Below are 14,337 nucleotides of genomic sequence, written 5' to 3'. Positions count from 1 at the left end.
TACCGGTTGGCAAAATGATGATGCAATAATAGACAGCGCAACAACTATGGCACAGATACACAAATATCAAAACCCGCCAACCGTACAGGTGGCAAAAACAGTACACTTTTGTTCGCCGCAACAATCAGGCCATCATCAGCCAACAGAAGGAGAACATGGATGGAGGACGCAAGTGCTGCGCCCGATCATGAAGGGAGTGCCTCGCCGGCCGGCGGCTGGCCTGCCGTCGCCATAGAGCGGGGCGGCAAGGGCAGCCTGGTGGACCAGATCGTGGCCGCCATCAGCGCGCTGGTGGGCCGGCGCGAACTGCGCATCGGCACCAAGATGCCGTCCGTGCGCCAGTTCGCCAAGTGTAATGGTGTGAGCACCTTTACAGTGGTGGAAGCGTACGACCGGCTGGTGACGCTGGGCCTGCTGTCCTCGCGGCGCGGCTCCGGCTATTTCGTGGCGCGCCAGGACGTGCCGGCCACGCTGCTGCCGGCGCCGTTCCACCCCACCCCGGCCGCCATCGACGCCCTCACGCCGGAACTGTATTCGGGCGTGTCGGACGCGCTGCCGGTGGGCGCCGGCTGGCTGCCGCCGGACTGGTATGGCGAAGACACCATCCTCGACGCCGTGCGCCACGCCATGCGCATCCCGGCCAACCGGCTGCGCGGCTACGGCCATCCGCTGGGCTTTCCCACCCTGCGCCAGCACATGGCCGCCACCCTGAGCGACGAACTGTATGCGATCGAGCCGGAACAGATCCTGCTGACGCATGGCGCCACCCACGCCTTCGACCTGATCCTGCGCACCCTGACCAAGCCGGGCGACACGGTGCTGGTGGAAGACCCCGGCTACAGCAACCTGCTGTCGCTGATCCGCCACCACGGCTGCATCGCCGTCGGCATCGCCCGCGGCGAGCACGGGCTGGACATGGAACAGCTGGCGGCCCAGGCCCAGGCCACCCAGCCCAAGCTCATGTTCGTCAACACGGCGCTGCAAAACCCGCTGGGCACCTCGCTCAGCGCGGCCCAGGCCCACCGCCTGCTGGCATTGGCCGAGCAATTCGATTTCTGGCTGGTGGAGGACGACATCTACCGCGAACTGGCGCCGCGCGGCGAAGCGTCGCTGGCGGCCATGGACGGGCTGCGCCGCGTGATCCGGGTCGGCAGCTTCTCCAAGACGCTGTCGCCGGTGCTGCGGGTCGGTTCCATCTGCGCCTCGTCCTCGCTGCTGCCCGAACTGCTGCGGGTGAAGATGCTGGCCGGCCTGACCACGTCCGAAATCAACGAACGCGCCGTGTACCACGCCATCACGGCGCGGCCCTACAAGCGCATGGTGGAACGCCTGATCGCCCAGCTCGACGCGGGGCGCGAGCGCACCATCGACCTGCTGCGCGAAGCGGGCATGGCGCCGCTGGCGCGCCCGCGCGGCGGCATGTTCGTCAGCGCCGGCTGGCCGGAAGCGCCCACCCCGGAATGGAACGGCAAGGTGGTGGCCGACCTGGCGCTCAAGGCCGGCATCCTGCTTTCGCCCAACGACTTTTTCATGCTGCGCCCTGCCGAGACGATCTGGTTCCGCTTCAACGCGGCCTATGCCGACCGTCCGCAGTTGCTGCAGTTCCTGCGCTCGATACGACCAAGCTGAAAGACTCCGCCATGCCGAACGCCAAACCGCAAGCCGACCAGCCGCCCAAGCACAGCCGGCGCGCCCTCAACCGCGACCGCCTGGAAGCGGACATCGCTGCCGAAGCCGTGCGCGTGTTCGCCGAATGCGGCTATGAAGGCACCTCGATCGCCACCGTGGCCGAAAACGCGGGCCTGTCCAAGCAGAACCTGATGTACTACTTCCCGTCCAAGCAGGCGCTGTACCAGCGCGTGCTCGACAACGTGCTCGATGAATGGCTGGAGCGCATGGAGCACCTGGCCGATCCCAGCCAGGAACCGCAGGAAGTGCTGCGCGCCTACGTGCAGGCCAAGCTGCGCTTTTCGCGCGAGCAGCCGTGGGCCTCGCGCGTGTACGCGATGGAAGTGATAGGCGGCGCCCACCTGTACGGCGCCCAGATCCAGAACCGCGTGGTGCCGCTGCTGCGCAAGGATATCGAAGTGTTCGAGCACTGGATCAGCGCCGGCAAGATCGCCCCCATCAACGCCACCCACCTGCTGTTCGCCATCTGGGCGATGACGCAGTCCTATGCCGACTTCGCCACCCAGATGACGCTGGTGCTGAACCGCAAGCAGCTCACCCGCAAGGACTTCGACGACGCCGAAAAGCTGATCGTCGACATGGTGCTGGCCGCCATCCGGGTGCCGGAACCGGCGGGCACGGCCGCATCAGCCCCTGTGTCGCCGCCGGCTCCGGCTTCGGCTCCGGCTCCGGCTCCGGCTCCGGCTCCGGCGGGCGACCGTACCTAGGCCTTCATTCATAGCCTATCGGGAGTTCGATTCTCCCTCTCCGCCATGAATCCAATAAAAGAGGTTCTTCACGGATTAGCGGGAGACTGCACGGGGCTTGATGTACCGGTGTTCGTTTTCGTCCCCGCTGTCTAATTCGGTCGAAACTATGCAAATCCCCGCTAATGGCGTCCAGAATTTCCAGGGCGCCAAATTCTGTAGACCGTAATCGCCTCCGCGAAGCAACACTGGGACCGGTTTAGACTTTTCTTCCCTGCGGCTTAGACCGGTGTGGTGAGGTAGCGGCAACTTATAGTCCGCGTAGTCTTTCGAAACCGGACATGTCCCCTAAGGTGCTCCCGGCAATCCGTGAAGAACCTTTTTGGTGTGGCTATGACGCAGGGGTATGTCATATTCCCATTACAGATGCAACTGGAAGATGCCATTGCTGGCGCAAACGTACAGAATGCCGTTGGCGTCGAAGGCCAGCCCATTTGGTTGAGACAGCGGATTGTTCAAATTGCCCAGCACAATACCGTTGGCGCCCACTTGGCCGGCGATGGTGGTAACCACGCCTGCGGGGCTAATACGGCGGATGAGATTGTTGCCCGTATCGGCGACGTACACATTTCCTGCCCCATCCACCGCAATACCTTGCGGACGATTGAAGCTGGCGGCGGCGCCCTGACCGTCCGCGGAACCGGTAACGCCGGCAGTTCCGGCCAATGTCGTCACTGCGCCGTTGGGTGTCATCTTGCGCACGTTGTTATTGAGCGAGTCGACCACGTACAGATTGCCGGCGCTGTCGGCAGCAATGGCAGCAAGGTAGCCAAAGCGGACCGCCGTGCCGGTGCCGTCCGTTGAACCCTGTGTAAACGGACCTAGCTGGCCGGCCAGCGTTGTCACCGCCCCTGTGGTGGGATCGATGCGGCGGATTGCACTCATGTCGGTCGCATACATTATTCCCGTCCGATCGATGGTAAGGCTTGATAGTCCGGCAAAGATTGCCGAAGAACCCGTGCCATCCACCGCACCATAACCACCTGCCTTGCCAGCCAGCGTGGTGACGGTGCCATCGTCCAACACCTTGCGGATCGTGTTATGCACAGCGTCAGCGACGAAGGCAGTACCATGGGAATCCACGACGATAGCCGTAGGCTGGAAGAAGCGGGCTAGCGTTCCCTTACCGTCGCCCGGGTCCGTTAGGAGCGCATAACCGGTGGCGCCGGCAAGTGTCGTGACCGTGCCACTGGCGCTGATCTGACGTATCAGCTGGTTGTCGGTATCTGCCACCCAAACTTTGCCGGACGCGTCGACCGCCAATCCCCGCGGGCGGAAAAAGCTTGCCGCTGACCCCGCACCGTCCGCTGCGCCGCGTCCTGCGTGCGAGCCGGCGATCGTGCTGACGATGCCGTTGGCGCTGATCTTGCGCAGCGCATTGTATTGCAGCCCCGCATAGCTTTCTGCCAGAAAAATATTGCCGGCGCTATCCATCGTCATCGCCACCAATTGCCGGAACGTGGCTGTAGCAACGGGGCCGTCAGTAGGATTGGTGTCCGGCGGGAATTGTGTCGTCGACCTACCGGCAAAGGTGGTGACGACGCCGTCCGGCGTGACTTTCCGGATCGAGTGATTGCCTTGGTCTCCGACATACAGGTTTCCCGCCGCGTCGACCGTCAATCCCTTCAGGTCGCTGAAGCTGGCAGCGGCATGCTGCCCATCTTCCGCACCGTAGCCGACGCCGCCCGCCAGAGTGGTTACGACACCTCCGGGCGTGACCTTGCGGACGCTGGGTGCCGTTCCCGTTACGCCGCTATCGGTTACATATACGTTGCCGGCGCCATCGATCGCCATGGAACTCATCCCGCCAAAGCGAGCGGCGTTGCCGATGCCGTCTATCGTCCCATATTTGCTCGGCGACCCAGCCACGGTCGTCACCACGCCGTCAGGCGTAATCTTGCGAATAATGGCTTGTTGGTCAGCGATAAACACGTTATTGGCCGAGTCCACGGCGATGGCACTGGTAAACCCGAGGGTGGCGGCGCTGCCTTTGCCGTCGTCGTGACCGCACTGGGTGGGGTTACCCGCCAATACGCTTATTTCGCCGGTTGGGCTGATTTTGCGTACGCGGCATGTCGTGTCAGCAACGTAGAAATTACCGGCTGAGTCCCTGGTCATTGTAGTCGGCTGATAAAGCGCGGCATCGCTGTCGCGAGGCGACAGGGGCAGCAGGGTTACCACGCCCTGCGCATTGACCTTGTACAGGGCCGTGCTTAATGCGCGGTCCAGCACATAGGTGTTCCCGCTGCCATCTTGCGCAATCCCGACGAGCTGTCCGCCGTTGAAGCTGTTTGCCAGCAAAGAGCCGGCCAACAATGTGGTGCCGGTCACCGTCAGAGTTGCCTGGGCGCTGGTCACGCTTCCGGCATTATTGCGCACCACGACGCTCCACTTGCTGCCGGAGTCGGCAATTTGTGCTGCCTTCAGTACATACTGCGCCCCGGTGGCACCGGCCAGGTCTGCCCCGTTGCGTTGCCATTGATAGCTGAGCGGCGCATCGCCGTTTGCCGTCACGGAAAAGGTGACGCTGGCTCCTGCCGTGGCCGTAACATTCAGTGGCTGTGCGCTAATCGCAGGTACTACAGCTTGAGAGGTCGGTGGGGTGCTACTCCCGCCTCCCCCGCCGCATGCGACAAGGCTGAGTGACAGGATAAGCGCGAACGCGGCGAAGGTGCGGTTGGTAATGGAAGATGGCATTACTGGCCCTGAATGAAATGTGGTTTTATTATTAACAAATTGGGCGCACGATACAATAAAGCATGCGTCAACGCAAGTGCCTTTGCGCTTACCTACGGACTCTTTTCAGACTGCCTCCATGCCCATCTTCGAACCCATCACCCTCACCACGCCGCGCCTGACGTTGCGTTTCCTGGAGCCGTACGACGCCGACGCCCTGTTCGCCATCTACGCCGACCCGCAAGCGATGCGCTACTGGAGCTGCGCCCCGTGGGTCGAGCTGGGCCAGGCCGCCAGCCACATCGCCCTGTCGCGCCATCACTACGGCAGCGGCGAATCGCTGCGGCTGGCCGTCACGCTGGCCGCCACGGGGGAGCTGATCGGCACGGCCACGCTGTACGCCTTCAACCGCGCCAACCGCCGCTGCGAAATCGGCTACATGCTGTCGCGCACCCACTGGGGCCAGGGCTACATGCCCGAAGCGCTGGCGGCCCTGATCGACTACGGCTTCGGCGCGCTCGACCTGCACCGCATCGAAGCGGACCTGCACCCGGACAACCAGGCCTCGGCCACCATCCTGGAACGGCTCCATTTCCGCCAGGAGGGCCGGCTGCGCGAACGCTGGTTCGTGGACGGCGAACTGTCCGACAGCGTCATCTACGGCCTGCTGCACGGCGACTGGCAGGCGGCCCGGCGCTGACGCCTTCCCATTCATCGCCCATTGCCGCAGGCCATGCCCCGCTATCGGCAATTGGTCGGATGGCGCTACGGGCGCTGGCCCGGCTGCGCTACATTACGGTCATCGGCCATCCTTTTTCAAGGGAGATGAGAGATGAGTAAATTGAACAGCCAGAGCGTGCTCGACGTCCTGAACGAGGTGGGCACCGCCTTCCTGCGCACGGCCCGCTACGGCGCGCGCACCGTGCAACGCATGTCCTGGCCGGCGCTGCTGGTCGCTTGCATCCTGATGGCCTTCTTCCTGACCCTGCTGCCGCTGGCGCTGCTGCTGTTCTCGGCCTTCCTGTTGCTCAAGCTGGCCGTGGGCGCCTGCATCCTCGAGCGGCGCAACAAGGCCCAGCCGCCGGAGCGCCATTCGTGACGGCAGTCAGGCGCACGTCGGGCCGCGTGGTGGGCTTCCTGCGTGAGCTGGGCGACACCGCCAGCGCGTTGTGGTGGCGCTTTTTCGACTGGCTGGCCCAGGTGGCATGGCGCAAGCTGATCATCATCTGGGTGCTGGTACTGCTGCTGGACCTGACCCCGTTCGGCCAGCCCGAGCAGGCATTCGCCTTCATCCTCGCCTCGTTCGGGCTCAAGGTGCTGGCCGGCGGCAAGCGCAAGGCCGAACTGGAAGCGCGCCAGGCCTCGGCCCATGCCGGCGAGGAAACGCTGGAACGGCGCCTGGTGGAGGCGCGCCTGGCCGCCCTGCAGGCCCAGGTCGAACCGCACTTCCTGTTCAACACCCTGGCCCTGATCGGCCAGCTGATCGAAACGGACCCGCCGCAGGCGGCCCGCATCCACGCCCACCTGATCGACTACCTGCGCGCCACCCTGCCCCAGATGCGGGCCCAGGGCAACGGCACGCTGGGGCGCCAGCTGGAGATGGCGCGCGCCTACCTGGCCATCATGCAGGCGCGCATGAAGTCGCGCCTGGCCGTGTCGATCGACGTGCCGCCCGAAATGCAGAGCGCCAGCTTCCCGCCCATGATGTTGCAGATCCTGATCGAGAACGCCATCAAGCACGGCCTGGAACCGAAGATCGAAGGGGGCCGCATCGACATCCGCGCCAGCGTCGCCGGCAGCCAGCTGCAGGTGGACGTGATCGACGACGGCGTGGGTTTCAGCACGCACGCGGGTGACGGCATGGGCCTGGCTAATGTGCGCGAACGGCTGCAGCTGCTGTACGGTACGCGCGCCGAGCTGGTGATCGAGGCGCCCCTCACGGGCGGCGCCCGCGCCACGATACGGCTGCCGTATGCGCCCGACATTTTCGCCAAGGGGACGCCATGAATCCGCAGCTGCGCGCCACGGCATTGATCGCCGACGACGAGGACGCCATGCGCGACCAGCTGCGCAGCCGCCTGCAGGAAGTGTGGCCGGCGCTGGAGATCGTGGCCGAGGCGACCAACGGCATCGAGGCCGTGGCGCTGGCCGGCCAGCACCAGCCCGACATCGTGTTCCTCGACATCCGCATGCCCGGTTTGTCCGGCATCGAGGCGGCGCGCATGCTGTTCAACCGCTGCCACCTGGTGTTCGTGACGGCCTACGACCAGTACGCTATCGAAGCGTTCGAACAGGGTGCGCTCGACTACGTGCTCAAGCCGGCCGGCGGCGAGCGCCTGAAGACCACCTGCGCCCGGCTGCAGACGCGCCTGGGCCGCCAGCCGGCCAACATCGAACAGCAGCTGAGCGCCCTGCTGCGGGACCGGCACACGGGCAAGCCCGACTACCTGCGCTGGATCCAGGCCGTGGTGGGCAATAGCCTGCGCATGATCAGCACGCGCGAGGTGCTGTTCTTCCGGGCCGATGAAAAATACACACGGGTGCAAACCTGCCAATCCGAAGTGTTGATCCGCAAGACGCTGAAGGAACTGGCCGACGAGCTCGATCCCGACGAGTTCTGGCGCATCCACCGTTCCACCCTGGTACGGGTCGATGCCATCGAAGAAGTCTCGCGCGACTTGCGGGGGCGCCAGATGGTGCGCGTGCGCAACTTTCCCGAATTGCTGGAGGTGAGCCGGGGCCACGCCCACCTGTTCCAGCAGATGTGAGGGCGTGGCGGTTGTGGCGGCGGGCCTGCTGGTCTATATTGGAGCCAGACATCGGGTCCGCCGCCCTTTCGCCGTCCCTCTGAGCGGCATCAATACGGCCCGATTGCGGGCCGGCGGCGGCGAACCGCTGGGCATCGGCACGATCGAAGCAGTTCCACACCAGATTGGGGAGAGAACCATGTCAACGATACCGAAAGCCACCAAAGCCACCGTCATACCCTGCATGCGCTATCACGACGCACCGGCCGCCATCGAATGGCTGTGCGATACCTTTGGATTTGAAAAACAGCTGGTGGTGCCCAACGAAGACGGCACCATCGCCCATGCCCAGCTCTCATATGGCAACGGCATGATCATGCTCAGCTCCGTGTTCGACACGGAATACGGCCGCCTGATCAAGCAGCCGTCCGACAAGGACAAGGCCGTCACGCAAGGCGCCTACCTGGTCGTGCATGACGCCGACCTCGTGTATGGCCGCGCGCTGGAAGCGGGCGCCCACATCATGCTCGACATCAAGGATGAAGAATACGGCGGGCGCGGCTTCACTTGCCGCGACCCGGAAGGGCATCTGTGGAGCATAGGCACCTACGATCCCTGGCAGAGCTGAGATACGACCCGCCGCAGCGGGCCGGCTTCAAGCGAGCGCCGCGACCAGGGCCGGATCGGCCACCTGGGTGGGGCGGATGCGGATCACGCTGCGGTACAGCGGCGGGAAGCCGGCGCACAGGTCGGCCAGCGCATAGGCGTCCATACCGGGCCGCACGTACTGGAACTGGGCCGGATTCTTGAGCGGCAGCGGCCCTTCCATGGTCGAACCGTAGGCGCCCAGGTCCATGAAGCTGAGCGCGCTGCGGTCCGGCCCCTGCGCGAAGACGAAGGTGCCGTCCTTGGGATGGCCCAGGTACTGGCGCACTTCTTCCCGCTGCTGGGGCGTGGCGTCCGCCATCAGCCGGTAGCGCAGCTGGGCGTAGGCCCGTGTCGTCTCCATGAATGCCGTGCGGATGCCGGAGCGCTGCCGGTTGCCGGGCAGGCACAGCAGCAGGTTGCCGAAGGAATCGAGCAGCGCCACGGCATCGCCGGTGCCGCCCTGCGCCCGGTCCTGGGCCATGGCGCGCAGCAGGAACGGCGCCAGGTCCGCATCGGGTTGCTGCGGCGTGCAACGGTAGGCCAGCGCATCGGCATAAGCCGCCTTGAGGGCGCGCACGATGGCATGGTCGGGCGCCAGCGTGGCCGGGCACTTGAGCTGCGACTGCGGCAGATCCGTATCGAACAGCGCCGTCACCTCCTCCTGCGTGGCCTCGAACACGAGCGAGCACAGGGCCTGAGTCGGCTCCGACACGGTCTTGCCGATGAAGAAGGGCTTGGGCGCCGCGCCCATGGCGGCCCGCGCATACTGCGACGAACCCAATACGGCCGGATAGCTGAACGTGGCCGCCGCCTGTTCCTGCAGCGGCGCCGGCAGCGACGGGAAAGTGGCGCTGCCGTCGTAGTTGATGCCGGCCGGGCCGTCGGGCGCCGCCACCACCACATTGAAGCCGGCGGCCAGGATCGCCCCGCTGCACATGCAGCACGGATCGAGCGAGGTGACGATGGTGACGTCTTCCGGCGCCGGCAGTTCACGGCCCTGTGCCAGTTCGGCGTAATACCAGTCGATCAGCTGGCGCTCGCCGTGGGCCGTGGGATCGTAGATCAGGCCGGCGCGGATCACGTTGTTATGCACCGACATCAGCACGGCGCCGTGCTGGTCGAGCATCACCCCGCCCACGCCGAAAGTACCCTGGGTCTTGGCCGCGATGGCCTCGGCCGCCGCGATGGCGACGGCGGCCTGCACGTCGATGGTTTTCCTGAGCGCCAAGATGCTTACTTCTTTTTCAAGTCGGCGCCGCCGAAGGCATTGGGCAGCTGGGCCGCCGCCGTCGTCTCGTAGACGTCGCCCTTCAGGTTGCTCAGTATGACGGGCAGTTCATTGCCGCCCAGTTCCAGGATCACCTGGCGGCAGGCGCCGCAGGGAGCGATGGGGCCGTCCGTCTCGCCGATCACGGCCAGCCTGTCGAAATCGCCAGGCCGGTAACCTTGGGCGAAAGCGCTGAAAAAGGCCGTGCGCTCGGCGCAATTGCACAAGCCATAGGACGCATTCTCCACATTACAGCCATGAAACACGCGGCCATCGTTACACAGCAGCGCCGCCCCGACCTTGAAGTTGGAGTAAGGCGTATAAGCCTTGAGCCGTGCCGCGGCGGCCTCGGCGATCAATTGTTCGTTATTCATAAAAATCCTGTTCAACAGTCATCCCCAGTAGCAACCGCCGCAAAAAAATGGGGACGAAAAAATGGGGACGTACCCCATTTCATCATGGGGGAGCTACACCGTTTTTTGTCCATTATGGCAGACAAAGCAATTCCACCTAGGGCGCCAAAATAGGGAAGGGAGTACCAAAAAATGGGGTACGTCCCAATTTTCCAATTTCCTAAAAATGGGGTACGTCCCCATTTTTTTGATCTGGCGTCAGGGGCGGATCGAGCGGTAGATTACGGGGTTCGCAGCCGGGGCGGCGTCGGCGATATGATACGCGCTCTGGATCTCGCGCACCGCCTGCTCGGCCGCCGCCTGCGTGCGGGCGTGGACCAGGGCCAGCGGCTGGCCCGCTTCGATACGGTCGCCCAGACCAGCCAGGTCCGTCAGGCCGACGGCGAAGTCGATCGCGTCGCTCGGACGGCGGCGGCCGCCACCGAGGCTGACCACGGCCAGGCCGATGCCGCGGCAGTCGGTGCTGGCCGCATAGCCGGCCTTCAATGCCGGTACCGGCACCACGATGGGCGCACGCTCCAGATGCTTGTCCGGATGTTCGATCAGGTCGGCCGGGCCGCCCAGCGCCACCACCATGCGCGCGAAACGGGTGGCCGCTTCGCCGCTGTCGAGCGCCGCCTGCAGCTTGGCGCGCGCGCTCGTTTCACTGTCGGCCAGGCCGCCCAGCACCAGCATCTCGGCGCACAGGGCCATCGTCACTTCATGCAGGCGCGCGGGACGCGAACGGCCCGTCAGGTAGTCCATCGCGCCGCGCACTTCCAGCGCGTTGCCAGCGTAGGGCGCCAGCGATTCGTTCATGTCGGTCAGGATGGCCGAGGTGCGCATGCCGGCGCCGTTGCCGACCGTGGCGATGCTCTGCGCCAGTTCCAGCGATTTTTCGTAGGTGGGCATGAAGGCGCCGCTGCCGACCTTGACGTCCATCACCAACGCGTCCAGCCCGGCCGACAGTTTCTTCGACAGGATGGAACCGGTGATCATGGCCACCGATTCCACCGTGGCCGTCACGTCGCGGATCGAGTAGAAGCGCTTGTCCGACGGCGCCAGCGACGACGTCTGGCCGATGATGGCCACGCCCACGTCCTGCACCACCTTGCGGAACAGGGCGTTGTCGGGCACGGTGCAGTAGCCGGGGATGGCGTCGAACTTGTCGAGCGTGCCGCCGGTGTGACCGAGGCCGCGGCCGGAAATCATCGGCACGTAGCCGCCGCAGGCGGCGATCATGGGCCCCAGCAGCAGCGACACCACGTCGCCCACGCCGCCGGTGGAGTGCTTGTCGAGCACAGGGCCGGGCAGGTTCAGCGAGCGCCATTCCAGCACTTCGCCCGAATCGCGCATGGCCAGCGTGAAGGCCACGCGCTCGTCCATGTTCATGTCGTTGAAGAAGACGGCCATGGCCAGCGCGGCGATCTGCCCTTCGCTGACGCTGCCGTCGGTGATGCCGCGCACGAAGAACTGGATCTCCTCCGCGCTCAGGGCACCGCCGTCACGCTTCTTGCGTATGATCTCTTGGGTTAAAAACATGGTAGCTCCGCTAAAGATGTGAAAGTAATGCGGGCCGGATCCCTGCAACAGAGATCCGGCCCATGCCGTCGTCGCGCCCCGCCGCAACGGCTTGCGGTGCCGGCGGGACCCGGGCTACGCCAACTCAACACTTGGGGCAATTCAGGCAATGCCTGGATTCCCGCCGCCGAAGAAATGACGGCAGTTGGCCGCCCCGCCTGCGCGCAAACGACGGAGCTTGTTTAAACGCCGTACGGTATCCAGATGTTCTTCACCTGCGAGGCGTGCGCCAGCACGGCGCGGCCGCCCGCCTGGGCCGTGCTGTACCAGTCGCGGCCCTTGGCGCCGCCCACCCAGGTGCGCTTGAGCGTGCCGGCCGACAGGCGCTCCACTTCGGCGCAGCCTTCGGCCGAGCCGTCGTGGCGCCATACGGCGTCGATGTCGGCATGGGTGGCCAGCGTGCGCGCCAGTTCGTCGGCGCTACCGGTGACGATGTTGACCACGCCGCCCGGCAGGTCCGACGTATCGAACACCTGGTACAGGTCAGTGGCCGACAGCGGATGCGCTTCCGACGGCACCACCACCACGCGGTTGCCCAGCGCGATGGCCGGCGCCACCAGCGAAATAAAGCCCAGCAGCGGCGCCTCGTTCGGGCACACGATGCCGATCACGCCCACCGGTTCATTCAAGGCCACGGTAATGCCGTGCATCGGCGGCTGGTGCGCCAGGCCGTCGTACTTGTCGGCCCAGGCGGCGTAGTAGAACAGGCGTTCGATCGCGGCCTGCACTTCCTGCTCGGGGTTTTTGGCGCCCGTCATGGCACCGATGCGGGCGGCGAATTCCCCGGCCCGTGCCGCCAGGTTTTCGGCGATGTAGTACAGCACCTGGGCGCGGTTGTGCGAGGTGGCCTTGGTCCAGCCGCCGGCCTTGTGGGCCGCTTCCACGGCGTTGCGGATGTCCTTGCGGTTGCCCTCGCCCACTTCGGCGATGAATTCGCCGCCGGCGCCGTGGATGGCGCGGCTGTAGGCGCCGTCCGGGCGGGCCTGCTTGCCGCCGATGTACAGCTTGGCCGTGCGGTCGATGCCGAACGGGCTGTCGTGCGGCGCCGCTTTTGCTTTAACCTCGGCCTTGGCCTTGGCTTTCGCTTCGACCAGCGGCGCGGCCGGACGGGCGTCTTCCGACAGCGCCGTCAGGTATTCATACATGCCTTCGCGGCCGCCTTCACGGCCGAAGCCGGACTCGCGGTAGCCGCCGAAGCCGCAGGCGGCGTCGAACTGGTTGGCGGTGTTAATCCACACCACGCCGGCCTTGATCTGCGGCGCCACGTCCAGCGCCAGGCTGATGTTCTCGGTCCACACGCAGGAAGCGAGGCCGTACACGGTGTTGTTGGCCAGCTGGACCGCCTCGGGCGGGGTGCGGAAGCTCATCGCCACCAGCACCGGGCCGAAGATCTCGGCCTGGGCCACGGCGGCCGAGGTGGAGGCGCCCGTGATCAGCGTGGGCGGGAACCAGGAGCCGTCGGCCGGCAATTCGCAGGCCGGCTGGTACACGGTGCAGCCTTCGGCGCGGGCCGATTCCACCAGGCCGGCGATGCGCTGGCGCTGCACCGGGTCGACCAGGGCGCCGATGTCGATCGACTTGTCGAGCGGCGAGCCCAGGGTCAGCTTGTCCATGCGGGCGCGCAGCTTGGCCAGGAATTTCTGCTCGACCGATTCCTGCACCAGTAGGCGCGAACCGGCGCAGCACACCTGCCCCTGGTTGAACCAGATCGAATCGACCAGGCCTTCGACGGCCGCATCCAGGTCGGCATCCTCGAACACGATGAAGGGCGACTTGCCGCCCAGTTCCAGCGACAGCTTCTTGCCGCTGCCGGCGGTGGCGCTGCGGATCAGACGCCCCACTTCGGTCGAGCCGGTGAAGGCGATCTTGTCGATGCCGGGATGGTTGACGATGGCTTCGCCCACGCGGCCGTCGCCGGTGACGATGTTGACCACGCCGGCCGGCACGCCGGCCTGCACGCACAGTTCGGCGAACAGCATGGCCGTCAGCGAGGTGAATTCGGCCGGCTTGAAGACGATGGTGTTACCGGCCGCCATGGCGGGCGCGATTTTCCAGGACAGCATCAGCAGCGGGAAATTCCACGGCACGATCTGGCCCACCACGCCCACGGCGCGGTAGTCGGCGAATTCCTCGGCCTGCAGCTGGGCCCAGCCGGCGTGGTAGTAGAAGTGGCGCGCGGCCAGCGGCAGGTCGACGTCGCGCGTTTCGCGGATGGTCTTGCCGTTGTCCAGCGTCTCGAGCACGGCGAACAGGCGCGCATGCTTTTGCAGCAGGCGCGCCAGCGCGTACATCACGCGCGCGCGGCCATGGCCGCCCAGCGCCTGCCAGCCCGGCTGGGCGCGGCGGGCGGCGGCCACGGCGCGCTCCACGTCGGCGCCGGTGGCCTGGGTCAGGTCGGCCAGCTTGCTGGCGTCGGCCGGGTTGGCCGAGGCGAACAGCTCGCCCGGTTCGCTCCAGGCGTTGTCGATGAACAGGCCGAAGGTGCGGCCGCGCTGCTCCAGCCAGGCTTGCGCTTCCTTGGTGCTCTCGGGTGCTGGGCCGTATTCCATGGTGTTGAGAATCTCGTTAATTGTTGGCATGACGAATCCGTA

At 65.5% G+C, this 14,337-nt stretch carries 12 protein-coding genes; 7 read left to right on the top strand and 5 right to left on the bottom strand.

What is annotated here, in order from left to right; translation table 11 throughout:
- Positions 1-159: 159 nt before the first annotated feature.
- Together AC3WOS_RS11175 and AC3WOS_RS11170 are read left to right on the top strand one after the other, a co-directional pair.
- Positions 160-1,629 carry an aminotransferase-like domain-containing protein gene (locus AC3WOS_RS11175; RefSeq protein WP_492716009.1) on the top strand — a complete coding sequence of 490 codons (1,470 nt, stop codon included), beginning with the start codon at positions 160-162 and terminating at the stop codon, positions 1,627-1,629.
- Between the two features lie 11 nt (positions 1,630-1,640).
- On the top strand, positions 1,641-2,396 hold the full coding sequence (locus AC3WOS_RS11170) for a TetR family transcriptional regulator C-terminal domain-containing protein (RefSeq protein ID WP_492716008.1): 756 nt from the start codon (positions 1,641-1,643) through the stop codon (positions 2,394-2,396).
- Between the two features lie 399 nt (positions 2,397-2,795).
- Here AC3WOS_RS11170 and AC3WOS_RS11165 read toward each other — a convergent pair whose 3' ends face one another.
- On the bottom strand, positions 2,796-5,132 hold the full coding sequence (locus AC3WOS_RS11165) for a hypothetical protein (RefSeq protein ID WP_492716007.1): 2,337 nt from the start codon (positions 5,130-5,132) through the stop codon (positions 2,796-2,798).
- A 118-nt stretch (positions 5,133-5,250) separates the two neighbouring features.
- Here AC3WOS_RS11165 and AC3WOS_RS11160 point away from each other — a divergent pair, with 118 nt between their 5' ends.
- From AC3WOS_RS11160 to AC3WOS_RS11140, 5 genes are all read left to right on the top strand, one after another.
- Positions 5,251-5,811: a GNAT family N-acetyltransferase gene (locus tag AC3WOS_RS11160; protein ID WP_492716006.1), complete on the top strand. Its 561-nt coding sequence runs from the start codon at positions 5,251-5,253 to the stop codon at positions 5,809-5,811.
- 132 nt (positions 5,812-5,943) lie between these two features.
- Positions 5,944-6,210, top strand: coding sequence for a hypothetical protein (locus AC3WOS_RS11155; RefSeq protein ID WP_492716005.1), 267 nt, complete (start codon positions 5,944-5,946; stop codon positions 6,208-6,210).
- Complete coding sequence (locus AC3WOS_RS11150; protein ID WP_492716004.1) at positions 6,207-7,118, top strand: sensor histidine kinase; 912 nt, start codon at positions 6,207-6,209, stop codon at positions 7,116-7,118. Before AC3WOS_RS11155 ends, AC3WOS_RS11150 begins: the two co-directional genes overlap by 4 nt.
- Positions 7,115-7,879 (top strand): LytR/AlgR family response regulator transcription factor, encoded by a 765-nt coding sequence (locus AC3WOS_RS11145; RefSeq protein WP_492716003.1) that lies wholly within the window; start codon positions 7,115-7,117, stop codon positions 7,877-7,879. Before AC3WOS_RS11150 ends, AC3WOS_RS11145 begins: the two co-directional genes overlap by 4 nt.
- Before the next feature lie 178 nt (positions 7,880-8,057).
- On the top strand, positions 8,058-8,486 hold the full coding sequence (locus tag AC3WOS_RS11140; RefSeq protein WP_492716002.1) for a VOC family protein: 429 nt from the start codon (positions 8,058-8,060) through the stop codon (positions 8,484-8,486).
- 27 nt (positions 8,487-8,513) lie between these two features.
- Here AC3WOS_RS11140 and AC3WOS_RS11135 read toward each other — a convergent pair whose 3' ends face one another.
- The 4 genes from AC3WOS_RS11135 to AC3WOS_RS11120 all read right to left on the bottom strand — a co-directional run bounded on the left by AC3WOS_RS11135 (position 8,514) and on the right by AC3WOS_RS11120 (position 14,325).
- Entirely contained in the window at positions 8,514-9,734 is a 1,221-nt protein-coding gene (locus tag AC3WOS_RS11135; protein WP_492716001.1) for a nucleoside deaminase, read from the bottom strand.
- Between the two features lie 5 nt (positions 9,735-9,739).
- Positions 9,740-10,147, bottom strand: a complete 408-nt coding sequence (locus AC3WOS_RS11130) for a cytidine deaminase (RefSeq protein ID WP_492716000.1) — start codon at positions 10,145-10,147, stop codon at positions 9,740-9,742.
- A 237-nt stretch (positions 10,148-10,384) separates the two neighbouring features.
- Positions 10,385-11,707 (bottom strand): thymidine phosphorylase, encoded by a 1,323-nt coding sequence (gene deoA, locus AC3WOS_RS11125; RefSeq protein WP_492715999.1) that lies wholly within the window; start codon positions 11,705-11,707, stop codon positions 10,385-10,387.
- A gap of 221 nt (positions 11,708-11,928) precedes the next feature.
- Positions 11,929-14,325 carry an aldehyde dehydrogenase family protein gene (locus AC3WOS_RS11120; RefSeq protein ID WP_492715998.1) on the bottom strand — a complete coding sequence of 799 codons (2,397 nt, stop codon included), beginning with the start codon at positions 14,323-14,325 and terminating at the stop codon, positions 11,929-11,931.
- Positions 14,326-14,337: the final 12 nt, after the last annotated feature.

It is taken from the genome of Rugamonas sp. FW305-51 (assembly GCF_058786935.1).
This window is presented reverse-complemented; position numbering and strand designations above follow the sequence as displayed.